This is a genomic window from Pontibacter diazotrophicus (assembly GCF_003367245.1).
GTDB lineage: Bacteria > Bacteroidota > Bacteroidia > Cytophagales > Hymenobacteraceae > Pontibacter > Pontibacter diazotrophicus.
In genome coordinates this window covers 91,706-115,307 of the sequence record NZ_QRGR01000014.1, presented here as the reverse complement: position 1 = coordinate 115,307, position 23,602 = coordinate 91,706, and the positions used below count along the sequence as shown (strand labels likewise).

Here is a 23,602-nt window from a genome sequence, read left to right as displayed (position 1 = left end):
TGCGGCCTAAACAACTTCGTTTTACATCACAGTACCTCCCTGCTCTGTAGAGCCTCCTGCAGAACGTAGTGAGCAAAAGCTTACACCCAGAGCTTTTTTTCATCATTGCTATAAGGTGGCAGGCGCCTTGGCCTAAAGCCCTGGTTATGATGTTTAGCGTCAATTAATCATTTGCCTCCCCCCTACTACACTTCACTTGCACAAACCTTTTCCCCTGGTTCTTCGAAAACACAATAGAACCAGCCTGTAAACACCCGTACACAAAAAGGAACCTCCATCTGTAGCCACTAAAGACAAGAGGGAGTGTCCTAGATTACATTTAGCATGGTATGAAATGAGTTCACAGGAGAATCAGGAAAAGGAGAAGAAATCAAACAGGGGGATGGAGCGAAGCCTGGGCACGGCTTCTGTATTTGCCATTTGTACCGGGGCCATGTTTAGCTCCGGTTTTTTCCTGTTGCCAGGGCTGGCCGCCGAAGAAGCAGGCACTTCACTGCCGCTGGCTTACCTGTGTGCCAGTCTGCTGATACTACCTGCTATCTTCAGTATGTCAGAACTCAGCTCTGCCATACCGCGGGCCGGAGGCCCTTATCTCTTTCTCAAGCGAAGCATGGGTACATTAATGGGTGTTATAGGTGCTTTCGGTAAATATTTGCAGCTGCTCCTGAAGGGAGCTTTTGCCTTTGTAGGAGTTGGAGCTTACCTATCGCTTGTGGCTGATGTGTCGATTCAACCGGTGGCTATTGCGCTCATTGCCGGCTTTACTTTTCTCAACCTATTGGGCGTACAGCAAACGGCCACGACCGAAAAACTCCTTGTAGCTATTTTACTGCTTGTGCTGGCCTACTTTATAGCGGCAGGGCTTACGGAGGTAGTGGAAGAGCCTACTAACATAAAAGATCGCTTCCAGCCACTACTGCCCTTTGGTGTAGAAGGACTATTCAGTGCAGTAGCATTGGTCTTTGTCTCCTACGCCGGCATCGGTCAGATAGCAAGTATTTCGGAGGAGATAAAAGAGCCGTCACATGCTATTCCCAAAGGCATGCTGCTTGCGCTGGGCGTCTCCACTATACTCTATCTCTCCGGAACCTTCATTATGTTTACCCTTATCTCAACTGACAACCTGCAGGGCGATCAGGCACCAGTAGCTACAGCTGCAGCACAATTTACAGCACTCCCGCTACCTGTCATGGTCATCGTGGTGGCGGCACTGGCGGCATTTGCCTCTACCGGAAATGCGGCAATCTTGTCGGCAGCCCGATACCCGCTTGCCTTAGCCAGAGACCGACTGGTTTGGTCCCGCCTTGGAGAGGTAGATAAAAAAGGAGTTCCTAAGGTTTCTGTCATCCTTACAGGTGTCCTGCTCGTTTTGCTGGTATTGGCTTTCGATGTAAAAGGCATTGCCAAGCTTGCCAGTGCCTTTCTGCTGTTTGTCTTCCTGGGCATGTGCCTGGCTGTGGCCATCTTCCGCGAAAGCAGGCTGAAAGAATATAAACCGGGCTACCGCTCACCGCTCTACCCCTGGATGCAGATAGCAGGCGTTGTGACTTATATAGCGCTGATTATCCTGAGTGGCCTGGAGGCTGTAGGTTTTATACTGGCGATATGTACTGCCGGAAGCCTGTGGTACTTTTTCGGCATACGGGAGGAGGAGCAACACCAATCTGCTGCCATCTTTCGTTTGTTCGGGAGGCTGGCGAACAGGAGCCAGGCTACGTCTGAAGCCAGCCATATGCAACTACCGATGCTTAGCGATGCGCACTTCTCTGATGTGGTAAAGCGTGCTATTGTATTTGACCTGGAGAAGGAGAAGGAATATGAAGAGGTTATTCAGCATGCTGCCGATGCCCTGACAGATCATTTAGGTGGCGATCGGGCGGAACATGCTGAACGCATGAAAGAGGATGTGAGGCATTGGATGAGCCCTTCCAGAGCACATGTGGCTGTGGCGCCAGCACTTTTGCATGGCATTGAGCAGCCTGAAATGATCGTTATCAGAGGCGAAATACATGTGGATGATAACGAGTATAAGGGACTTATTGTGTTGGTGGACGACGAACAGTCCTCCGACCGGTTAATGGGACTGCTTTCCAGGCTGAACGCTGTTATCCGGCACAATGACTTCCCGGAAGCCTGGAAAAAAGCCGAAGCTCCGGAAGAACTTAAATCCGCTTTTCTGGAACAGGGTGTGCGGGCAATGACTATCAGTGTTGACGGTTCCGGACCTACAGCCTCTCTGGATGGCTGTAAGGTGCAAAATGTAGAACTGCCCGAAGGAAGCCTGATGGCTCTGATCTACAGGCAAGGTAAACTGCTTGTGCCACATAAAGATATGACGCTTCAAAAGGGAGACAAAATCACCCTGGTGGCTGATTGTGATGCTGTACCTCAACTCACCGAAAGATTTAGTTTAGAAGAGGATTAAGTTAACCTACAGTACTTATACCTTAGCTTTACCCCCTGGAAGTTCTAAAGCAAAGCAATTTAGTCTGTCTCCTGCTCCCTGAGAAGGGATTGCCTCCTTGATCCAGGAAGACCAAGCAAGGTATTGCCCTTGCTCATTTATCTTGCTTATCAAGGGAAAACCTTTTCTTATAACGGCGTTTTCGAATAAAATAGCTGAAGGCGGAGCCAGCTGCCAGTACCGCAGTCACAATAAGCCAGCGGTAGAGATAAGAATCCTGGTTTAGGGAAGTATGTAGGTGCCGGTCTTCTGACAATCTTAAAATAATCGGGAAATAGGCGAGTAACAAAAAGAAGCTGATCATCACCGGCACCCGCACATGGTTAACCCAGCCTACGGATATCTTTCCCTCCCGCTGCTGTCTGCGCTGTACTCGCTTGAGTACCCGGTCGATGCCTGAGTATAGGGGGAAAAGCACGAAGTCATGCAGAAAAATGCCTGCCGGGAATGCCAGTGCAATCCATAATGAAACATTGCTGAACAACTTAACCCCTGCATAAATCGCAAGTGTATAGCAGAAGATCACGCCCAGCAAGTGTACCGGACCACGTCCGTAACCAGGTATATTTTTCATATCAGGCCTCCTCCATAAAAGTCATGCGGTAAATCCATTTTGTATTACGATTGCCCGGAGTCGCCGGAACAATAGCCCGGGCGGGATAACCATGGTCCAAGGAGAGGTCAACGCCATTCACGCGAAGCGCCAGCAAAGAAAGTGGATCCTGAAACTGGTTGCGCCGCATAAACGACATACGGGCCGCTGCATCTGTTGATTCAAGAGATTCAAAAAGAACCTTTTCAGCATTTGGCATGCCCGCCATCTCCGCCAGATCCCGCAGGCGCACCCCTTCCCAGTCCTGGTTGCCCGTAGACCAACCCTCCAGGCAGGAAATGGGCAGAGAGGAAGTATACTGCGGCATTGCGAGTAAATCTTCCCGACTCAGCATCTGGCTTGTATTGCCTACCAACTCCAGGCGCCAGTTCGGCCCGACCTGCTCCGGTTTTATCTCTGCCTTTTTTGCCGTTTTGTTTACCCGGAAATCGTTGGGCCCGTCCCCCGGTGATTGGGCACGGGGAGAGAGTATGGCGAGCCAACTCCACCGTTGCCCCAGGGTCTGCCCAACAGCTAAGGCAATCATAGTAAGAGCGCTTCCTGCCACTACGGCAATCGCTCCCCGGCGGGAGATGGACGGAGGCGCGGGATCTGTGCTCACCAACCTGCCCTCTTCCCTTGGCTCCGGCTCCGTTTCCTCCAGGGATTTTTCCAGTTCCTTTCGCACACCCCTGGCTTTTAACCCCTCTACCATTACCGGGAATTTTACTAGCACGTGCAGGACCAAACCGGCTATAAAAATCCAGTTGCCGTAAAAATGCAGCTGGTTGAACTTAAAATTATGGAGAATGACAAAGTTCTGTATGTAAATCAAACCCGTAAAGATCTGGAAAAAAATACCCCCTATCAGGAAAAGGATACTTAATCGCTCTAAGGCCTGGCCCACTGAATCAGCCAATGGCCACTTATACAGCGTCGGCATAATAGACCATAACTTAGCGAATACCAAAGGAATCAGTGAAATCCCAAGAACTACGTGTATTCCTTCGGTGAGCCGGTAGAGCCAGATGGGTCGGGTGGGCCATTCTATTCCTGTCAGAAAACCAAGAAGGCCCATATCAGGCGTCCTGTTGTTGGTGCCACCCAGGTCAGGGTTCCAAGCAATATGGTCTATCAACCCGGTAATAAACACGATGGGGAGGACAATCAGTAGCAGGAGACTAAAAAAAGAAGCCATCCAGGGCCCCCGGATGGGACTGTACCAGAAATCACGACGGAATGGACCCCAGTCCCTAAGTGTTTCCCCAATGCGGCGCAACAACCCTTTATCATTCTCAGCCATAACTAGTTTTATTTTAATATGTTATTTCTCATACCTTCACTCAGAAATGCAGAACACAGGATGAAGTCAAAGCTCCTCTCAGGTTTCATTCCCAGATTCAAATCCTTACGCAGACTCCTCTTTCAGGACATACCCGGAGAGGAGTTGATGGCTCTGATAAAATATTAATACAGAAGGGAAAAATAGCTATCAATTATTCGTAGCCCCTTTTTATAGGTAATATTTTAATCAAACAAGGTAAAGTACTCTTCTAGGTTACCATCTGCTGATATACGCAAAACATTGCGAAAGGCTATATGAAATGTGTTTTAAGCGCCAGCGTTTGGTTTATACAGGCTGCAGATGCTCTCCTAAAACCATATAGCCATGAGAAGAGACATCATTTATCATTCTATTGAGTATACACAGAGCTGAAGAAACAAGAATTAACTATAACTAAAGAACAGTATTATATGAAAGTTTTCGTTGTTGGAGCAAGTGGAAAAATAGGGCAACATCTCATCCACCTTTTAAAAGAAAGTAACGATCATTCCGCCAGAGCAATGGTAAGAAAGGAAGAGCAAGCCGCATACTTTAAAACACTTGGAGTAGAATCCGCAGTTGTAAACCTGGAGGGCAGTGTGGATGAAATTGCAGCGGGTGCAAAAGATTGTGATGCCATTGTTTTTACCGCGGGTTCCGGCGGACACACCGGGGCAGACAAAACCCTCCTGATAGACCTGGATGGAGCAGCGAAAACGATAGAAGCTGCTATAAAAGCAGGGGTAAAACGCTTCATCATTGTTAGTGCACTTCAGGCACACAACAGAGAAAAATGGAACGAAGCGTTACGGCCTTACTATGTTGCCAAACACTATGCAGACAAAATACTGGAGCAAAGCGGCTTGACCTATACTATTATTCGTCCGGGCGGGCTTTTGGATGAACCGGGAACCGGAAAAATCAATGTTGCTGAAAATCTGGAGAGAGGTTCTATACCACGTGAGGATGTAGCCAGAACCGTTATCACAGCTTTGAACGAAGAAAGCACCTTTAACCGCGCTTTTGATCTGGTGGCTGGTGATACTCCTGTTTCTGAAGCGCTGAAGAAAGGGTGAAAATCCTTTTGTTGAATGCCTTAGCAAGACATTCGTAATGATAAAGCTCTATTTGCTCAGGTTGTAAGAGGCAGGGTGATCTGGATCAGTGTTCCCTGGCCTGGCGCAGAATTGATGCGTATGGTGCCACTCAACAGCTTCACCCGGTCCTGGAGAGATTTGATGCCTATCCCCTTTGTCTGGATGTGTTCCAGCTCAAAGCCTTTGCCATTGTCTTCGGCCAGCAGCACCAGGGAATCTTTTTGCTCCCGCAGCAGCAGGCTTGCCTCTGTCGCCTGGGCGTGCTTTACAATATTGTTTGCCAGTTCCTGTGCCATGCGGTAAATACTTATCTGCAGATGCCTCTCCAGTTCGTTCCGAAGGCTAAAAACAAGGCACTGAAACTCCAGCTTTTCTGTATTTAATGTAGCACAAATCTGTTTCATGGCAACCTCCAGCCCAAAATGCTCTAAAACGGAGGGGGTAAGTTCATGAGAGATTGTGCGGGCCTGGGCGATTGCCTGATCCAGCATCTCTTCCGTTTTTATTACAGAAGCCTTCATTTTTATAGCATCCTGTGTCACCACCTCCTTGGTGAGTTTGTCCAGGTTAAGTTTAGCGCCGTAAAGCAGCTGCCCGATGCCGTTGTGTAAGGCTTCCGCAATGCGCCTTCTCTCTGCTTCCTGGGTTTCCATAATTGTTAAAAGCAGCTCTCTCTGTTGGTTTAGCCGCAGCTCCAGGTTTTCCTTTTCCAGCCGCTTAAGGGCAGATATGTCACGGGCAATGACCAACACACTTTGTATCGTGCCGTCTTCACTAAATTCCGGCACAAGCCGGGAATGGTAATACACCCTGCCATGAGGCAAGGCATAGGAGTTATAGTGGTCCAGTGTTTCACCTGACTGTAAAACCTCCCTGATTTTTTCTTTCAAAGGCAGGCGCTTGTTTTCAGGCTGCTCTGTCTCAACAGTTTCCTGCAGGAGCAGCAGCGGAACAGGGAAATCAGAGTTTGTTTCGAAGCTTTGGTTGTTAAACACAATCCTGAGGTCTTTGTCCCAGCGGGTAATGACATCGGGCGTGTTATCTATCAGCGTACGGAAGTGCAGTTCGCTTTGGCGGATCTTTTCTTCTGCCTGCTTTCGCTCCGTGATGTCATGCACGATACCTATCAACTTGACTGCCTTGCCATCACTATCGCATTTTACCTTGCCTGTGCTGTGCAGATACCGCACCTGGCGGTCTCGCCTGTAAACGCGCCGTAAGTACTCGTAAGGCTGCTTGTTACGGATGGCCTGGTCGAGTATCTGCCGGACCACCAGTGCATCATCAGGGTGTGAAGAAGCATCAATCTGCTCCAGAGAGATGACACTTTCTTCAGGTTCAAGCCCCAGTAAACTGAACATGCCCTCAGAAAACCGGAAGGTTAGCGTGTCAATATCACCATAGTAACTCCCCACATGGCCCACCTGCTCTGCCTCGCGCAGCAGCATTTCGTTTTCGCGTATTTTCTGCTGGGCCTGCACCTGTTCTGTAATGTCCTGTATCGTACCCTTCACCAGGATAGCCCTGTTAGTTGCATCACGCACTATTTCCCCCTTCAGGTGCAGGTCCCGCTCCACCCCGTCTCTCCGGACGATCCTGTAAATATGGTTAAGTTCCTTATTCTCTTTGTAAAATCCCTCCAAAGCTTTTTCATACCTTTCCCTGTCATCCGGATGAATGAAGGCTGCATACGCCTCAAAGACTATATTTTCGCTCTGCGGTTTTAAGCCGTGAATGCGGTATAATTCATCCGACCAACTGATAGCATCATACGGGTAGGCTGCCTCAAAGCTACCAATGTGGCCCAGTGTCTGCGCATCCTCAAGTCGCCGCTGCTCTTCCTCCAGCTTCTGCTGTATATTCTGGAGTTGGTCAAGTGTTGCCTGCAGTAAACGCCGTTCCTCCTTAAGGTCCTTTACTTTCTCCTGGCTCCTGACCAGTTCTGTAACTTCCGTTATTTTATGAATGATATAGCAAACTTCGGCTGAGTTGTTCAGCACCGGGGTGTTGAGAGGGCTCCAGTGCTTTTCTTCAATGCCACCGCCAAGGTGCGCGGGTATGGGCGCTGCATAGCGCTGTAGCTCCATCTGGTGCGGCTCCTTTGTATTCAGCACTCTTTTTAAAGAGTTGTGCAGGTTCTCAGCAGCATTTGCATCTGGTGTAGCGGGGTTTTCCGGGAGAGCGTCAAAAATGTATTTTCCAAGCAAGTCTTCCCGAGCAGATAGAGTAGCCGCCAGATAAGCATCGGATACAAGCCGTATGTTAAGGTTAGGAGACAAAATGAGGTAAGCATCCGGTACAGCTGCTATCAATTTCAAAAGCTTTTCGTAATCCCACTGTGCATCAGCCTCTTTTTGAGCCAGGGCTTTCTGAAAATCAGAACTAATGTTAGAGCGGGTGCTGTCATTTCTCATAAGTGTCCTTTCTCGTGCTATGTAAGGCTGACAAACTACTTCCTCTGACTCTGACATTGCAGGCAGGATATTGCTCTTTTGAGCAGCACCCAAACACCCGGAATCAGCATGTTTCTTTGCCCCTGCCAGTATAGTACCGGCACGGCACAACATTCAGGTACACCCCCCTGATATGTAAACATACCTACTTTAAACAGGAACCACAACAGTTTTATTTGTCCGTGTGCAGGAATAAGCCTATATATTGAGGCCCCTGCGCATTTTCAGTGTTCAAATGCACTTATTTTTTAGGAAGGCGAATGTAAAAGGTGGAGCCTTTGCTTTCCTCACTCTCAAACCATATCTGGCCTTTGTGCCATTCTACAATGGTTTTTATAATGGACATACCCAAACCTATAGAAGGCTCTCCTTTAATGCCGGGCCTGCGGGCTTCGGTGAATTTATCAAACAAGGAGTTATGGTATTTTGCAGGTATGCCTATTCCGTTGTCGGCCACCGTAAACAGCACTGTATCCTGCTCTTTCTCCACGCTGACAGTGATCGTTCCTCCGTCAGGTGTGAATTTTATCGCATTAGAAATCAGGTTGTTGATACACTGCATAAACTTGTTGTCGTCCAGTTCCATATAGATACTGTCGCTGGAGGCATAAAAGTGGTAGGTTTTGCTGGTTTCGTTTTCGGTTTGACTGTACTTCTCCATTACCTTTTTCATCCGCTCCACAATGTCAATACGCTGTTTGATAACCTCCGTGTGGGTAGACTCCAGGAACTCCTGGCTCACAAACTCCTGGATCAGTTGTGTCCCTTGCTGGCTGCTTTGTCTGATCAGGTCAATGAGCTTGCTGATATCTTTATTTTTGTCATCCTGCAGGTCATCCAGCAGGTGAGCAGAAAGGCTTTGGATCATGGCCATCGGGCCCGCCAAATCATGCGAGAGGATGTTTAGGACGGCGTTCTTTTTATCTGAATATCGCTTCAGGTAGCTGCTGTGATTTTTACTGTGCGTGATATCATCGGCAAAACCTATTATTTGCCTTTGCCCGGGTTTTTCCTCCAGCAGGTAAGGTGTCAGGCAAAGCCACCGCTCCCTTAGGTCATCCAACAGAATCCGGAACTCTATATCCCTCAGCAACTTCCCATCCAGCACCTGCCGGTACTTCGCTTCTAAGTCATTCAGGTCTTCCGGGTGCACCATGCTAAGCAAGGATGAAAGATTAGAGGCGCTCTCCCGCGTTTTCAGGAAAACCTGTTCGAAGGCAGGGTTCAGGTAAGTGAACTTGCCGGAGGTAAGATCATATGAAAAAACTACTTGTGAGGTACGTTCTAACAGGGCCTGGCTGAAGCCAAACGTGTTTATTGTCTGTGACATGGCGTAAGGAAACGTTGTTATCCCTTAGGCCGCTTCAGCTTAAAGAGACAATTTAAAAGACACAATAGTTTAAAGTAAATTACTATTGCAGGTAAGAGGATAAGTTTCCGCTTTAAATGATGTGTTGAGAAGGCGAAAAGTGTACAGAACGTTTGCCTGGAAAATACTGCCTGAAATGCCGCGACTTTGTCTTACTCCTAGCGGTCTTCTACTCCGTTGTCTTCTTTGTTTAGCAGCCTGTCGAGCATCACACGGGCGTTAACGAAGCACTTAAGGTTGGTATAGTCGTGGGACCTATACTCGATTTTCTCCACACCATAAAAGAAAGTGGAAAGTGAATTGAACATGTCCTTTTCGAGGGGTACTATTTGCTCTACGGCGCTTTGGGCAGCCTGTAGCCAAAGTCCATGGCTGCGAACCGAAACCCAGAAGGAGGTTATGACGCCGTCGCTCACCATCGTTTCAAACTTTACTAATTCACATGTTATATTATTTGACATCAGTCTGCTTTTTTCCTTTTGCTCCAGTTCCAAATGCTTCAGGTCGAAGTATCTGTGCTGGACAAAGATAACCCCTTCTCTTCCAGAACAATTCACAGGAAAATACTGAATTTATATCCGTATTTATAGTGACCCGGATCAAGTAAGCATGATGTGCCCCATTCATACAGTCCATAACAACACCAAGTGCTGGCTTTTGAAGCAAGATTTATCCTCTTCCGTGTTAACCCTTAACTTTTCCAATAAATACTTAAATGTATCCTTGTCAGGCACCAATGTCACGGTTATCATGTATAAAGAATCAGGAACGGCATAGCATTTTTCTTCCTCAACCCCGGCACCATAGTAATACGCCAAGCAGGGTTGATAGAGATAGACAAGAGAGGGACATGCTTCAGCATGTAGAGCATGCAGTGAAACATGGAATTGCTGAGATTATCTTTTACGATATACCATTTTATGAAAGAAATTGAATTTGTTGATTTAAGGACAGGCTATCTGCTCACAGGGTTTGAGGACTTTGAGTCGGCTTTCTCTGCCTCGGAGCAGCTTTGCGGGAAAGGCTTTAAGGTGGCATACCTAAATGAAGCAACTCATGTGCGGGACCTTGAGGTGAGAGATTTTGCCAGGTGCTTTGGCGACCCGGACGGAAAAAAATACCAGAACTACCATTATATACTGAGAGAGCAGGCAAAAGCAAAAGCCTCAGAAAGCTTGAAAACGGCAATGGAGGTTTTGGAGCAGAAAAGCAGACGCAGCGCCAGGTATATTATGGTAGTGAACACAAATAAATAAAAGCGGAATTTATGCCTAAGAGACAAAGCTAATTTTAAACACATTAAGAAGCTTTGAGAAGAGGTAACAGCAGCTAATGTTTCTAGCATGTTTCGCTTTCAGCGGCTGGTTTTACCAAACAAACTATTTAACAGATATATACGAAGGTATACGACACGAATCACTTTATCGTCAATCAATTAAATAACACTATAACCGAAAATAAAACTATGGCAAACTACTTTGACAAATTCGCACAGGAAGGCAATGAATACCTCAACGAGCTGGCTGCTGATATGGGCCACCCGGAGGAAAAGGGACAAACATACATCCTGCTAAGATCCGTTCTGCATGTCCTGCGCGACCGCATCACCATCAGCGAATCATTTCATGTGCTTTCGCAACTGCCTATGTTCCTGCGAGGAATTTATGTAGAGCAATGGGAATACAGGGAAAAACCTCTGAAAATCGACAGCTTAGAAGAATTTAAAGAAGCCGTAAAGCAGGAGCAGGCAAAATTCGGTGAGCGGCAGTTCGACTGGGGCCAATCTACAGAAGACCTTATCTCCATGATACTAACCTCGCTGGGCACCCGCTATTTAACGGAAGGCCAACTGCAGCATATCGCTACACAGATGCCAAAGGAAATCCAACCGCTGTTTCCGGTAAAAGCAGAGAAAGGCCAATAGCCCGGTACTTTATATACCTGCAGTTATACTTCTTCAGCAGGTATTGCAGAAATATATTACTCTTTACCAGGGACCTACCATGTTGTACCTAAACATTCATATTCACTATGGCAGAAATCAATGCAGATAAAACTATAGATCTTACAAAGGAATTTCATCGGCTTCAGAATGCAGCGGACCTGGACCCGCTGATGGAGCGTATCGGCAATGCCAGGTATGTGCTGCTCGGCGAGGCTTCGCATGGCACCCATGAGTACTATACCTGGAGAGCTGAAATATCACGCAGGCTGATACAGGAAAAAGGTTTTTCCTGCATTGCCGTGGAAGGCGACTGGCCGGACTGCTTCGAGATAAACAGGTGGATAAAAGGGGAACCTGGTACACCTGAATCTATAGAGGATGTTTTGAGTCTGTTTGATAGGTGGCCTACCTGGATGTGGGCGAACTGGGAAGTTGCAGCCCTGGCCGAATGGTTGCGGAAGCATAACAGCAACCTCTCCCCTGGTAAAAAGATCGGCTTCTACGGCCTCGATGTCTATAGCCTTTGGGAGTCTATGGAAATCATCGTGGAATACCTTGAAAAGGAGGACCCGGAAGCAGCTGAATACGCAAAAAAAACCATCGATTGCTTTGAGCCTTATGGAGAGGAAGACAACTATGCTTCAGCGCTTAGCATGTTAAAGCAAAGCTGCAAAGACGAGGTGCTGCGATTGCTCCAGACGGTACGGCAGCGGGCCCCACAGTATGATAGCCAGCCGGAAGCTGGTCTGAATGCGGAAATAAATGCGCTGGTGACGGCTAATGGTGAGAAATACTACAGAACAATGGCCTCTTTCGGGGGAAATTCGTGGAACGTCAGAGACCTGCACATGGTGGAGACCCTGAATTCTATCATGAAACATCATGGCCCGGACGCGAAGGTAATTGTCTGGGAGCACAACACCCACATAGGTGACGCACGCGCCACCAGCATGGCAGACCGCGGCAACCTGAACGTAGGCCAGTTGGTACGGGAGCAGCATAAGCCGGAAGAAGTAGTGCTGGTCGGATTCGGTTCTTATGAAGGCTCTGTGATAGCCGGCAGCATGTGGGGTGCTCCGATGCAGGAAATGAGAGTCCCTCCCGCCATAGAACACAGCGTGGAAGAAATGCTGCACTCCTTTTCACCGGAAAACAAGCTGCTTATTTTTGACGAAAACTCCGCCTTACAGGATCACTTCAGAGGCTGGCTGGGGCACAGAGCCATTGGCGTGGTCTATAACCCGGATAGAGAAAGAGGCAATTATGTTCCCACCAAATTAACCTCCCGCTACGATGCGTTCTTATACATAGATAAGACCAGAGCTTTGCATCCACTGCACCTGAAGCCGAAGGGGAACTTAACTCCGGAAACATATCCTTTTGGGATATAAGTTTTGTAAAGTGCTCAATGTTGGATGTACAAGCTTAAACAAAAAGGGCAGGTAAATTTACCTGCCCTTTTTGTTTAAGCTTGTACATCCAACTATCAGGTGAATGCGATACTCCAGATTCCCTGATTCTGAAAACAATCCTACTTAATTTCAGAATCAGGCTTTTATTTTAGAATCCGCTTACATTCAACCTGCCACCGGTTACTGTCTTACCTGCTAAAGAAGCAGTTGGAACAGTGCTATTCATAATAGCGGCTTTCATTTGAGCAGCTGTAGATCCGGGGTTTGAAGCAGCCCACAATGCGACCCCACCCGTTACATGCGGCGTAGCCATAGAGGTACCGCTGTAAGAAGAATATGTATTGAAAGCTGTCGTGGAATAAATACCAGAGCCAGGAGCTCCCAGGTCCACTGTGGTAGCACCATAGTTAGAGAAACCTGACTTAGCACCTGTAGACGTAATAGCTGCAACAGAGATAATGTTATCCACCGCATAGTTAGCTGGGTAGCTTGCTGTTACGTCATTATCATCACCTACACCGTCACTTCCGCCGTTACCAGCAGCTGCCACGAAAAGGATTTCTTTCGCATTTGCGCGGCTAATGGCATCAAAAAGGGCCTGTGAAAAACCGCCACCGCCCCAGGAATTGTTGCTGGCTACGATGTTCATGCCATGGCGGGTCTTCAGGTCCGTCAGATAATCAACTGCTTTTACAGCGTTGGCCGTAGTACCACCTCTTCTACCCAAGAACTTGCAGGAGATCATGGTCACGCCCCAGTTTACACCTGCCACACCTGAATTATCCATTTCCGCACCGATCGTACCGGCTACGTGTGTACCGTGGTCGTCAAGGCTGCCCCTGTTGCCACCGTCATATACTTCGTTGTCATTGCCATCAAAATCCCAGCCACGGATGTCATCCACGTAGCCGTTTCCGTCGTTATCCACCCCGTCAATAGGGTCATAAGGGTTCGTCCAGATATTCTTATCAAGATCAGGGTGCGAGTACTGAATACCTTCATCAATAACACCCACCACTACAGAAGCAGATCCTGTATGGTTAGCTGCCCACGCCTCACCTGCTTGACTACCAAATTCGTTTGCAGGTGTTGTACCATCGCCGTACATACCCCACAAAGAGCCATTGGTGTAGTATGGGTCAGTAGAGGTAGCGGTATGCTGGTAGATATAGTTTGGCTCGGCAAACTCAATTTCTGCACCACCTTTTATTTTGTCTATGGCTTCCAGGGCTGCCATTGGCGTGTTAACCAATACAAAGCCCTCCCTGTCGCCAAAGCGCTCCATCGTTTTTGTCAGGATATGCTCCTTTACTTTTCCGCTGATGCGGGCAAGCGCAGCAGCTCTGGCCTCCTCTGAAACACCTGCTTTAAACTTCACAAGCACCTCGTTGGCGACATACTCCTGGCCTCTAGAAGCCAACGCCTGCGACTCCTCTGTGAGTGCCAGCGTTTGTTCTTCTGTGAATGGTTCATTGTCACAGCTTGTCAGAAAAGCAACTGATAGAGCTGCCACAGCCACGGCAGATTTGCCCGCTGTAAAATAATTCTTCTTCATTTAACAATTGATTAAGGTGAGAAATTAACAATTGATAAATGAATGAAATAGAAAAATGACTAAACAGGAAGGTTCATGTCATAAAGAAACTATGTTTTAAGCAAGAAAAAAGATAACAAAAGAATCCGATGTTACATTTAAGTAACAAATAGATTTTGTTGTTTAAATAAAAATAGTATGGGAGACTATAAAAAGTAACAAAAACCGGTTTGATTTATTTTAAACCATGTTAAGAGTAGCTGAATAATTGGGCTAAAGGTACACAAAAAACAGATTTTAGAAGGAATCATTAAAAAAATTACCGCTTTTGATAAAAAACTGATCCAGTGATAGATAAAAGTTTATTTTCTCTATGATTCCATGAAAGAATAGAAATCACTGATCAACTATTTGCAGATGTTATGCACCCCTACCTCCTTCAAAGGAGGAGTTATCATAACACTTATCCTTTTCCTTATAGAAGAGACAAAACAGTGGTTTCTCCCTCAGTTGCTTTAGATATAGTTTATAATTGTTACAACTTTAAATTTACTGATGCCATCTCCTGAACCACTCATCACTCCTATTCTCCCCTCTCCCAATCCACCTTCGGGAACACCGCTTCCAGCTGCCGTTTGATGACGCGGTAATTTCCTTTCCAGAACGTGGCCAGGTCGGCCACCTTGGTGATGGGTTTCAGGTCTGGGGTAAGCAGGTGAAGCTCCACCTTCATTTCACCGGCATCTACCGTTGGGCTCTCCTCCCACGCCAGTATATCCTGCAGGCGTATTTCCAGCGTTGGTTGTTCGCCGTTTGGCCTGTACTCCAGCTCTATCGGTGAACCGTCCGGCAGCACCAGGCTGGCAGGAGCCAGTTGTTCCAGCCTTGCCCGCTGAGCATCATCCAGGTACTTTGCTTCCAGTATCGGCAGGAGCTCCAGTTCCATCAGTTCATCCGGATGCTCGATGTCGAACAGGTGTGGCCGCAGCCATTCCCAATTTGTCATTAGCAAGGTGGAGGTGCTTACATCGGGCCAGCCTTCTGTTGGGCGCCACTTTCTTAAGCTGAGCACGCGGTTCTGCCACTGGGTAACGGCCTCGTTAAAGTCCAACAGGTGCTCGCCTTCCTGTTTAATAGCCTCGGAGATGGCCGGTACGCGGTGCTTGTCATCTGGTGGTGGCAGCGGCTTGCTTTGCAGCACGATGCTGCCGATGCGGGTGTCCAGTGAGGCGGTGAGCTCGCCGTCGTTCACATCCCAGTGGTAGACTTCCTGCTGTTTCAGGAGCGGGGCCAGGTCGCGGGGGTTGAGCGGTGAGGCCAGGAAAATGCGGCCCGGATTAGCCTCACCGCCGGCGTGCAGGTGCGCGATAGCCAGCCAGGGCTCGTGCGCCAGGTCGTCGCGGTGGCCGGCAGCCGCATACTTGCCGTTGGCCAGCTGGAACTGCGCGTTGTTGCCGGGGCGGGCGTAGGCAATGCGCTCGGGGTAGCAGTGTGCCAACAGCACACCTGTTTCATACTCATCAAAGGTGCTGTTATCAGCCTCTACCTGGAACAGCTGGCGGTATGAGCGGGCTATCTTTTCTATCTTACCGAAACGCTTGCCCTGCCCCTGCTCCTTCCTGAATCGGCGTAGCGCTTCCACTCTCAGGTTGATGTCGATGCCGGCGTTGCGGTCCAGTGGGTCGCGCTCTTCCAGTACGGCGGCAATATCAGAGGCCAGCGGCACCTGGTTTGTTTCTTCGGCTTTGAGCAGCATGTGCGCGATGCGCGGGTGGCAAGGCAGCGCGTGCATGCGTTTGCCATGCTCCGTGATGCGGCCATGCTCCAGCGCCTGCAACTGGTGCAGCATTTCAGTGGCATAAGCTAAGGCAGCACGCGGCGGCGGGTTCAGCCAGGTAAGGCCACGGATATCCGTGATGCCCCACTGCGCCATGTCCAGCACCAGCGAGGACAGGTCAGCTTCAATAATTTCGGGGGTGCGGTGCGGCGCCATGCGCTCCTGCGTGATTTTGCTCCACATGCGGTAGGCAGTGCCGGGGCCCAAACGTCCGGCGCGACCGGCACGCTGGTCGGCGGCGTCTTTGGAGATGCGCACTGTTTCAAGACGCGACAAACCGGACTTCGGATCGAAGCGGGAGGTTTTGCCGAAGCCCGTATCCACTACCACCGTAATGCCTTCTATGGTTAAGCTGGTTTCGGCGATGCTGGTGGCCAGCACTATTTTGCGCCTGCCCTGGCGGTCGGGCATGATGGCAGCATATTGCTTGCCGAAAGGCAGCATCCCGAACAGCGGGTGTACCTGGAAATTGCGCAGCTGTTTGCGCAGGAGTACTTCCACTTTCCGGATGTCGTTTTCACCGGGCAGGAACACGAGAATGTCCCCTTCCTTCTCCCGGGCTGCCTGCTCAACCACCTTGGCTGTCATTTCAGGCAGGTGGCGGTCGTCTGCGTCGCCGGTATAAATGGTTTCGATGGTGTATTGCCGCCCCATGCTTTGCGCCACCGGGGCCTTGAGCAGGCTCGTGAGTTGGGGCATATCCAGGGTGGCCGACATCACCATGATGCGCAGGTCCGGGCGAAGCTTACCCTGCGCCTCCCGGCTCAGGGCCATGGCGACATCGGCATGGATGCTGCGCTCATGAAACTCGTCGAAGATGACAATACCAATCCCCGTCAACGAGCGTTCGCTGTGGATCATGCGGGTGAGGATGCCTTCGGTGACGACCTCGATGCGGGTAGCAGCGGAGGTGCGGTTCTCAAAACGGATGCGGTAACCGACGGTCTGGCCTACCTCCTCGCCCAGCAGCTGTGCCAGGCGTTCGGCAATGGTTTTGGCTGCCAGGCGCCTGGGCTCCAGCATCACTATTTTCTGGTCTTTCAGCCAGGCCTCGTCCAGCAAAGCCAGCGGCAGCAGGGTGCTTTTACCGGCTCCGGGAGGGGCGTTTACAATCAGCGTGTTCTGCGCCGCCAGGTGCTCCCGCACAGCAGGTATGATTTCCCGAACGGGGAGGTCGATGGTAAATGGGTTGAAAGGCAAATTTTTTAAATTTTAGACACAGGTATTGAGACACAAGACTACAAAATTAATATTCGAAGCCGGTCTTAACGCGAATGACATATTTTTATGTACTCATTTCTAAAATAGCACAGGTAGTTGAGGCACAAATTCAACTGTAAAAGTATAGCGCAAAGCTTGCTTCAATCTCTTTGACATCATCGTCGGTTAAGGCGGCAAATTCTTTCTCTCTTGCCCGCTTCGACAGCCTGCCTTCCGATTGCTCTAGGAACCTGACCAGGAGGGCCACCATTTTATCGGGCATCTGGAAATTATCATCCAGCCAGCTTTTCAGGCGGTCATACTTTTGCAGATAGTTCACTTCTTCGGGTATGATCTTGTCCAGGGTGTAGGCAACACAGTCAAATAAAAACTCGGCTTGTGCGGTGGCATCAAAGTAACGGTAATAATCAGCTGTTTCGTTTAGTACCGCTATGTTGTTGTTGCCTGTTTTCTTCCATTGTATAAAGTCGAGCAGCGGGTGTGAGTACCCCTCCAGCACTTTCCGGTAGTCATCGATGTGCTCTAGTATAGCGGCTGAGACAGGGAAAATGATTCCCTGGGGCGTATAGCGCATGGCGGCCAGCAGGTGGTGCACCAGGTAGCGGTGTAGTCTGCCGTTGCCGTCTGCAAAGGGGTGTATGAACACAAACCCGAAGGCTATTTTAGCGGCTGCCAGCACAGGATGAAAACGCACTTTTTCCAGGTATTCTGCCGCCTCCAGCAGGCCTTGCATCAGCGGCTCCACATCCTGCCAGCGGGCTGAAATATGATCTGGTATAGGGTCGCCGGTAGCACGGTCGTGATCGCCAACAAAACCACCTTCGGTACGGTAGCCCATGGACACAAACCGGCTATTCTCTATCACGATCTGCTGCAGGCGCAGCAGTTCTTCTTTGCTCAGTGGCCTGGTTCCTGCCTGCCCAATGGCTCTGCCCCACCGGACTGCCCTGCTTTGGGTGGGGTTCTCCCCTTCTATGGTGAAGGATGCTTTGGAGTCTTTCAGCAACAGGAAGGCCGATGTGCGCATTAACACATCTTTATGTACGCCGCTGATAACGGCATGGCTTCGCTGGTCAAGCTTTTCGCCGATGTAGCGCTCCAGCTTTTCTGTTTTGTAGACGAGCGGACAAAATGCGACCGTACCGGGGAGGTTATCTATAATACGATGCCTGGTGGAGCGGATACCGCCTGGTGTGGCATATTGCAGGCGCTCATCGAGTAGCGGTACTGCCTTTTTAATCTTTAGATCAGGTATAGGGAGCTGCTCCTGCATCAGCCACTCGTACAGAAACCATACCTTCCGCATATACTGCCCGGAGTATTCTGCCTGTACCAACGCTGTCACTTCTTCCTGCGGCAGCTTCCGAAACAGCTTCCTGAAAAACAACAGGTTAATACCTTCATACTTCAGGGCAAAGGTTAAGTGGCCGGACAGTGTGTCAGCCGGTTGATAAGGAGGGGGAAGCACCAACCATTCCGGCTGATTATACCTGCGATTCTTCTTACTGATCAGCGCCAGGCGCTGCGGCATGGGCACCTCCAGCTGGTAATAGCCTATCAGGCTGCCATACCCTGCCAGACTTCCTGCTTCGGGAGCTGTGCGCCCGTTAAAAACGAGTATATCCTGCGTAATGTGGGTACTATCCATACATAACTATCAAAAGCGGGTATTTCAAAGATAGTAAAAACAGGTATTATCTTTAAATAATGGGTACGAATTAATTGACAATATAAAAAACAGGTACAAAGCGAAAGCATAAAGAATATTTCATAAAGTAAATAAAGGCAATCACTTATATTTGACAATTCTATATATTGATATATTATGTAATCAGACTTTCCAGCTTATGAAATCTAAACTTCTACAATGTTTCCTTTGTATTTGCTTGCTTGCCTGTTATCCTGCTCAGGCGCAATACTACCTCAAATGGGGCGTCGGCTCATTATTTAACCAACAGGCGCAATTAACACTTCCCGGTTCAGTTGCTACGGATAAAGAAGGAAATATCTATATCGCCGATACAGGAAATCACCGCATCCAAAAGCTCTCCTCTACAGGCCAGCTGATTTTAACATTTGGTATGTTTGGTTTTCAGGATGGACAAATGAATCGTCCGCAAGATATCCTGGTGGATAAGGAGGGAAACATTTTTGTATCAGACACTGACAACGACCGCATTCAGAAGTTCTCTGCAGACGGCCAGTTCCTGATGAAAATTGGAACCAGAGGCGCAGATGATGGGCAACTTAACATTCCGAGGGCCATCGCCTTCGACGCAGAAGGCAATATTCTGGTGGCAGATAGTTTCAACAATCGTGTGCAAAAATTTTCCACATCCGGAGCATTTATGATGGCTTTTGGTAATAGTGGCACCGCAACAGAAACGTTATATCGCCCTACTGCTATCACAGTAGATACAGAAGGCAATATCTATGTAGGTGATACCGGCAACCACCGGGTGCATAAACATTCCGCCAGCGGTAACCTGCTGATGCAGATAGGTAGCTTAGGAAGCGGAAATACAGAGTTTAAATCTACTGTAGGGGTGGCAGTAGATGCTGAAGGCATTATTTATGTGTCTGATAATGGGAATCATTGCATCAAGAAATTTTCTCCTTTAGGTAGTTTTATAGGTAAGATAGGAACGTTTGGCTCCTCCGAAGGCCAGTTTTACTCACCTCAAAACCTGGTAATTGATGCGGATAGCTCCATTTTAATTGCAGATACTTATAACCAGCGCATTCAGAAGTTAACACTGGACGGGCAATTTTTAGAAAGCTTCGGCGATAATGGCTCTACTGACTACCAGTTTCAAAACCCTATGGAAGTTGCGGTAGACAAAGAGGGAAATGTATATGTAGCCGACAGCTACAATCACCGCATACTTAAATATTCATCCACTGGTCAGTTCCTGCTTAAGTTCGGAAGCAAAGGCGCTGGCCCTGACCAGTTCTTTAATCCCTCGGGTATTACGGTGGATGAAGCAGGAAATATTTATGTGGCTGACTCAGGGAACGATCGCATTTCAAAGTTCTCCCCCACGGGCCAATACCTGACGCAAATCCTGGATGGTTTCTCCTACCCTGTTTCAGTTGCGTTAGATAAAGAAAACAACATTTATGTAGCAGACCGTAACAATCACTTCATCAAGAAATATAATGCTTCAGGTAACCGTTTGATGGCAATAGGAAGCAAAGGCTCTGCCGATGAACAGTTTAACATGCCCGTGAGTGTGGCCCTGGACAGCAAAGGCAACATCTATGTAGCAGATTTTTACAACCAGCAGATCAAGAAATTCGACGCTGCCGGTAATTTCCTTCTAAAAGTAGGCCGATACGGCAGAGAGAATGGCCAGTTCCAATATGCTGTAAGTGTAGCGCTGGATAACGAAGACCATATTTTTGTGGCAGATGAGCATAACAACCGCGTCCAGAAGTTTTCTGATTCAGGCGAATTCCTTTATGCATTCGGCAGCCCAGGCACAGCGCCTGGGGAGTTTAACCAACCTTCAGGAATAACCCTGGATGCAGCGGGGCAAGTGTATGTTACCGATGCCAGCCATCGGCTGCAGGTATTCACGCCGGCGCCTGCCATTGCGGTGAAGTTCGAGAATACCCCGATTGCGCTGGACGGCACCTACGCTTTTGGCACTACCCCGCAAGGAACGGATTTGAGTAAAGAGTTCACGATAGACAACACCGCAGGTATCGGTAAACTTATACTGAGCAGCCCTTCCCTTCCGGCAGGATATAGCCTGGCAACAGATTTTCCTGGTGAAATTGCGGCCGGTGCTACCGCTACATTCAGCATCAAACTTTCTGCTGAAACAGTGGGCCAGTACAATGGTGAAGTTTCTTTCGCTACGAACGATCCTGCTAAAAACCCGTTCCAGTTCAAGGTCTCCGGCGAAATAGTAAGTCCGCTGGAAGTACCGTATCCCGAAGACAAAGCACCTCCGGCATTACTTTACCCTAACCCTGCCACAACACATCTGAATGTACTTTTTGCAGATCATGTCCGGTGGCAGCAGGTCCGGGTTTATACTTCGATGGGAAAAACCGTATTAGTCCGCAAAGGAAACGGAAAAGACACGCTTTTACTGCCTGTCGCTTCTTTTGCTCCAGGCTTATACCTGCTGGAAATAATTACCGAAAAAGAAACAAGACGCTTAAAGTTTTTAGTGCGCTAACATCACGTCTCTCTAAAGTATTATCCCGCGCCTGAGTTATCACCTGTTGGATGTTACGCGCTACTTACCGACCAGTTACCGACCAGAAGAAAGCCTACCGCTATGCAGCAAGCAAAAGCATTGATGGAGACTTGAAAAGCAGAAGCGAATGCAGGAACAGAAAGGGCAAAAAAAATCGGCAGACCTGCGATCTGCCGATTAATTATCTTATTATCTAATGGTTCTTATCCTTTTTGCCCTACATAAATGCCATAGCCTACCAAGCTGGCAGCAGCGGCAAAAAGGAGGTACTGCTTCTGCTTAGCAGGAAGCTTCTGGTAAAAATTAATACCCTTTTCGGCAGGGTCATTCATGATATCTTTTATCTGTGATGGTTCATCCACCAGGTTTTTAATGCTTGTTTTGCTTTTGTTATCCATAGCTTTTTCTATTAGGTTATTTTATACGTTTAATGATAGATACGAACCTAAGCCTTATTTGATTTGCTTTAACATATTTACAGCTAAACCTGGCCACAAAAGGCACCTAATTACACCCATTGTTACTTTACTTAAAATACACAGGAATAACCCGTTGTTAAGGGATTTAACTGCGTATAATAAGGTATGTTAGAAAATATATTCCCGATAGGATCAGAAGTGTTCGCCAAGGTGAATCCTGATCTGAAATTAACCATCAGACATTACCTGAAACGTATCTACTACTGTACAGTAAACAACAATCCTTCGCAGAAGGACCTGGTTTATTATGAGCGTGAGTTGATACCTGTAACGGTGAAATAAATAAAAAAGCCCCTGCGCAACACAGGGGCTTTTTTACGTTCAGCTGCTTCCGGTTTTCCGTAGCGCCTTTTCCTGTACCAGTTCCTCGTAATTAACTGGCTTGGCGAGTATACTGCATTTGGGGTATAGCACCACACCCCGCCGCACAATCTTGCTATCAGTTTCTATCTTCTCGGCGTCCACTCCCGTTGCGCCATACACATGTATGGTGAAGAAATGGTAATTCGTTTTCTTCGCATATCCCTCTGCCGTAATTCTACCGGTGATGGTTCTCTCCCCAACAAACTCCGATACTTCCCCTTCCACGTAAGGCGTGTATACCGACTCTGTCCATTCTACTTTACAACCGACCGTTAGATTCATACTATGTATTCTGGTGGTTATGGTTTAAGGTTGCAGGTATTGTACAGGATGTCGTGCTGTATGAAGTTCCGGAGCTGCAGCAGGCAAGTTTGGATTAGCTTAAATGTAGCAGCGTATGCACTGTGTTTACCTGTTGATAGAAAGTGCTAACGTTGTGTAGACTGTAGGTAAAAAGCCCCCTCTACTTACAGTTATAAGTGTAAGCAACACTAAAGGTGTTGATTCCCCTTGTACTTGTTCGCGTGGCAGGATAACCTTCTGGGGTATAAGTATAGGTGGATTCAGTGCTTTCGTTGGAAATTATCCGCCCTTTATAATCTAGTGCAGTAGTTTTGGTGATGTTGTGCCTGAAAGGGTAACCGTAGCCTTGCATGTTAAAGACACGGCTTTGGTATGCATGGTTCTTTTTATCATCATACTCCAACTCATAAACTTTATTTAAATCCGGCCGCTGCCCCTGGAATTCTACCTTCACCATCAGTCCATTTTCATAAAAGTAATCCTCCGTTTCCAGCAATACATCCTGGTCTTTATCAATTCTGTACAGGCGGCGCTGTTTCATCTCGTCAGGGCCTGTATACTCATACACATGATAGGTAGAGGGTACATAATTTCCTTCGGTATTTTTATGACTGAGGGTTAATTTAGTTACCTGCCCAGCGCTGTTATAAGTATAAAGCAGCTGATAATAGAAATTAAGTGAAGGAATACTCCAGTTGTTCTTTATCAGTCTTCCGTCAGCATCATACTCCAGTTCATAATAATTGGCATTGTTAGAAGTATTTGGAAGAACAGCTTCAACTTTCTTCAACAACCCCTCGGAATCATAGAAGTAGGTGGTCACAAATCCATTGTCACTGACTTTTGTTTCTGTTATTTTACAGGATGTAACTTCGGGTTCAGGCTGAGGCAGGGTTTCGTCGTTTTCTTTACCACAGCTTAATAGAAGCAGCACAAGCGAAACCAGATAAAGTGAGTTGATCTTCATGTTTGAATGATATGAATTGAGCGTCTCCGTT

General features: G+C 48.0%; 18 protein-coding genes. 7 read left to right on the top strand and 11 right to left on the bottom strand.

Translation table 11 applies throughout. The annotated features are described in order from the left end of the window. Positions 1–334 precede the first annotated feature (334 nt). A complete protein-coding gene (locus DXT99_RS14195; RefSeq protein WP_115566230.1) occupies positions 335–2,425 on the top strand; it encodes an APC family permease in 2,091 nt (696 codons plus the stop codon). 133 nt (positions 2,426–2,558) lie between these two features. On the opposite strand, the gene DXT99_RS14190 is transcribed toward DXT99_RS14195, so the two are convergent. Both DXT99_RS14190 and DXT99_RS14185 read right to left on the bottom strand, forming a co-directional pair. Continuing rightward, positions 2,559–3,038 carry a hypothetical protein gene (locus DXT99_RS14190; protein ID WP_115566229.1) on the bottom strand — a complete coding sequence of 160 codons (480 nt, stop codon included), beginning with the start codon at positions 3,036–3,038 and terminating at the stop codon, positions 2,559–2,561. A gap of 1 nt (position 3,039) precedes the next feature. Further along, entirely contained in the window at positions 3,040–4,359 is a 1,320-nt protein-coding gene (locus DXT99_RS14185) for a molybdopterin-dependent oxidoreductase (RefSeq protein ID WP_115566228.1), read from the bottom strand. 452 nt (positions 4,360–4,811) lie between these two features. On the opposite strand from DXT99_RS14185, the gene DXT99_RS14180 reads away from it, so the two are divergent. Beyond that, positions 4,812–5,456 (top strand): SDR family oxidoreductase, encoded by a 645-nt coding sequence (locus DXT99_RS14180; protein ID WP_115566227.1) that lies wholly within the window; start codon positions 4,812–4,814, stop codon positions 5,454–5,456. Between the two features lie 56 nt (positions 5,457–5,512). On the opposite strand, the gene DXT99_RS14175 is transcribed toward DXT99_RS14180, so the two are convergent. From DXT99_RS14175 to DXT99_RS14165, 3 genes are all read right to left on the bottom strand, one after another. Beyond that, positions 5,513–7,891: a PAS domain S-box protein gene (locus DXT99_RS14175; RefSeq protein WP_181885133.1), complete on the bottom strand. Its 2,379-nt coding sequence runs from the start codon at positions 7,889–7,891 to the stop codon at positions 5,513–5,515. A 280-nt stretch (positions 7,892–8,171) separates the two neighbouring features. Then, entirely contained in the window at positions 8,172–9,260 is a 1,089-nt protein-coding gene (locus DXT99_RS14170) for a PAS domain-containing sensor histidine kinase (RefSeq protein WP_115566225.1), read from the bottom strand. Positions 9,261–9,457: 197 nt separating this feature from the next. Next, positions 9,458–9,760: a hypothetical protein gene (locus DXT99_RS14165; RefSeq protein WP_147294227.1), complete on the bottom strand. Its 303-nt coding sequence runs from the start codon at positions 9,758–9,760 to the stop codon at positions 9,458–9,460. Between the two features lie 459 nt (positions 9,761–10,219). Between DXT99_RS14165 and DXT99_RS14155 the strand changes: the two genes are divergently transcribed. The 3 genes from DXT99_RS14155 (at position 10,220) to DXT99_RS14145 (ending at position 12,635) form a co-directional block, all read left to right on the top strand. After that, complete coding sequence (locus DXT99_RS14155) at positions 10,220–10,555, top strand: hypothetical protein (protein WP_147294226.1); 336 nt, start codon at positions 10,220–10,222, stop codon at positions 10,553–10,555. A 209-nt stretch (positions 10,556–10,764) separates the two neighbouring features. Beyond that, on the top strand, positions 10,765–11,223 hold the full coding sequence (locus DXT99_RS14150; RefSeq protein ID WP_115566221.1) for a DUF2267 domain-containing protein: 459 nt from the start codon (positions 10,765–10,767) through the stop codon (positions 11,221–11,223). A gap of 107 nt (positions 11,224–11,330) precedes the next feature. Further along, entirely contained in the window at positions 11,331–12,635 is a 1,305-nt protein-coding gene (locus DXT99_RS14145) for an erythromycin esterase family protein (RefSeq protein WP_115566220.1), read from the top strand. Between the two features lie 169 nt (positions 12,636–12,804). On the opposite strand, the gene DXT99_RS14140 is transcribed toward DXT99_RS14145, so the two are convergent. The 3 genes from DXT99_RS14140 to DXT99_RS14130 form a co-directional block, all read right to left on the bottom strand. Beyond that, entirely contained in the window at positions 12,805–14,211 is a 1,407-nt protein-coding gene (locus DXT99_RS14140; protein ID WP_115566219.1) for a S8 family peptidase, read from the bottom strand. Positions 14,212–14,773: 562 nt separating this feature from the next. Further along, positions 14,774–17,227, bottom strand: coding sequence for an ATP-dependent helicase HrpB (gene hrpB / locus DXT99_RS14135; RefSeq protein ID WP_115566218.1), 2,454 nt, complete (start codon positions 17,225–17,227; stop codon positions 14,774–14,776). Between the two features lie 130 nt (positions 17,228–17,357). Continuing rightward, a complete protein-coding gene (locus tag DXT99_RS14130) occupies positions 17,358–18,896 on the bottom strand; it encodes a Fic family protein (RefSeq protein ID WP_115566217.1) in 1,539 nt (512 codons plus the stop codon). A 199-nt stretch (positions 18,897–19,095) separates the two neighbouring features. Between DXT99_RS14130 and DXT99_RS14125 the strand changes: the two genes are divergently transcribed. Further along, complete coding sequence (locus DXT99_RS14125; RefSeq protein ID WP_115566216.1) at positions 19,096–21,438, top strand: 6-bladed beta-propeller; 2,343 nt, start codon at positions 19,096–19,098, stop codon at positions 21,436–21,438. A 224-nt stretch (positions 21,439–21,662) separates the two neighbouring features. Here the strand turns inward: DXT99_RS14125 and DXT99_RS14120 are convergent, their stop codons facing one another. Beyond that, complete coding sequence (locus DXT99_RS14120; RefSeq protein ID WP_115566215.1) at positions 21,663–21,857, bottom strand: hypothetical protein; 195 nt, start codon at positions 21,855–21,857, stop codon at positions 21,663–21,665. A 186-nt stretch (positions 21,858–22,043) separates the two neighbouring features. On the opposite strand from DXT99_RS14120, the gene DXT99_RS27055 reads away from it, so the two are divergent. Beyond that, positions 22,044–22,220, top strand: coding sequence for a hypothetical protein (locus tag DXT99_RS27055; protein ID WP_181885132.1), 177 nt, complete (start codon positions 22,044–22,046; stop codon positions 22,218–22,220). Positions 22,221–22,259: 39 nt separating this feature from the next. Here the strand turns inward: DXT99_RS27055 and DXT99_RS14115 are convergent, their stop codons facing one another. Together DXT99_RS14115 and DXT99_RS14110 are read right to left on the bottom strand one after the other, a co-directional pair. Next, positions 22,260–22,583 (bottom strand): hypothetical protein, encoded by a 324-nt coding sequence (locus tag DXT99_RS14115; protein WP_115566214.1) that lies wholly within the window; start codon positions 22,581–22,583, stop codon positions 22,260–22,262. Positions 22,584–22,764: 181 nt separating this feature from the next. Continuing rightward, on the bottom strand, positions 22,765–23,571 hold the full coding sequence (locus DXT99_RS14110; protein WP_115566213.1) for a hypothetical protein: 807 nt from the start codon (positions 23,569–23,571) through the stop codon (positions 22,765–22,767). Positions 23,572–23,602: the final 31 nt, after the last annotated feature.

Coding starts and splice junctions, on each gene's coding strand:
- DXT99_RS14155 (WP_147294226.1), top strand. CDS start 10,220: ATGAAAGAAATTGAATTTGTTGATTTAAGGACAGGCTATCTGCTCACA.
- DXT99_RS14180 (WP_115566227.1), top strand. CDS start 4,812: ATGAAAGTTTTCGTTGTTGGAGCAAGTGGAAAAATAGGGCAACATCTC.
- DXT99_RS14175 (WP_181885133.1), bottom strand. CDS start 7,891: ATGAGAAATGACAGCACCCGCTCTAACATTAGTTCTGATTTTCAGAAA.
- DXT99_RS14195 (WP_115566230.1), top strand. CDS start 335: ATGAGTTCACAGGAGAATCAGGAAAAGGAGAAGAAATCAAACAGGGGG.
- DXT99_RS14145 (WP_115566220.1), top strand. CDS start 11,331: ATGGCAGAAATCAATGCAGATAAAACTATAGATCTTACAAAGGAATTT.
- DXT99_RS14170 (WP_115566225.1), bottom strand. CDS start 9,260: ATGTCACAGACAATAAACACGTTTGGCTTCAGCCAGGCCCTGTTAGAA.
- DXT99_RS14125 (WP_115566216.1), top strand. CDS start 19,096: ATGAAATCTAAACTTCTACAATGTTTCCTTTGTATTTGCTTGCTTGCC.
- DXT99_RS14140 (WP_115566219.1), bottom strand. CDS start 14,211: ATGAAGAAGAATTATTTTACAGCGGGCAAATCTGCCGTGGCTGTGGCA.
- DXT99_RS14120 (WP_115566215.1), bottom strand. CDS start 21,857: ATGGATAACAAAAGCAAAACAAGCATTAAAAACCTGGTGGATGAACCA.
- DXT99_RS14190 (WP_115566229.1), bottom strand. CDS start 3,038: ATGAAAAATATACCTGGTTACGGACGTGGTCCGGTACACTTGCTGGGC.
- DXT99_RS14165 (WP_147294227.1), bottom strand. CDS start 9,760: ATGTCAAATAATATAACATGTGAATTAGTAAAGTTTGAAACGATGGTG.
- DXT99_RS14130 (WP_115566217.1), bottom strand. CDS start 18,896: ATGGATAGTACCCACATTACGCAGGATATACTCGTTTTTAACGGGCGC.
- DXT99_RS14110 (WP_115566213.1), bottom strand. CDS start 23,571: ATGAAGATCAACTCACTTTATCTGGTTTCGCTTGTGCTGCTTCTATTA.
- DXT99_RS14185 (WP_115566228.1), bottom strand. CDS start 4,359: ATGGCTGAGAATGATAAAGGGTTGTTGCGCCGCATTGGGGAAACACTT.
- DXT99_RS27055 (WP_181885132.1), top strand. CDS start 22,044: ATGTTAGAAAATATATTCCCGATAGGATCAGAAGTGTTCGCCAAGGTG.
- DXT99_RS14150 (WP_115566221.1), top strand. CDS start 10,765: ATGGCAAACTACTTTGACAAATTCGCACAGGAAGGCAATGAATACCTC.
- DXT99_RS14115 (WP_115566214.1), bottom strand. CDS start 22,583: ATGAATCTAACGGTCGGTTGTAAAGTAGAATGGACAGAGTCGGTATAC.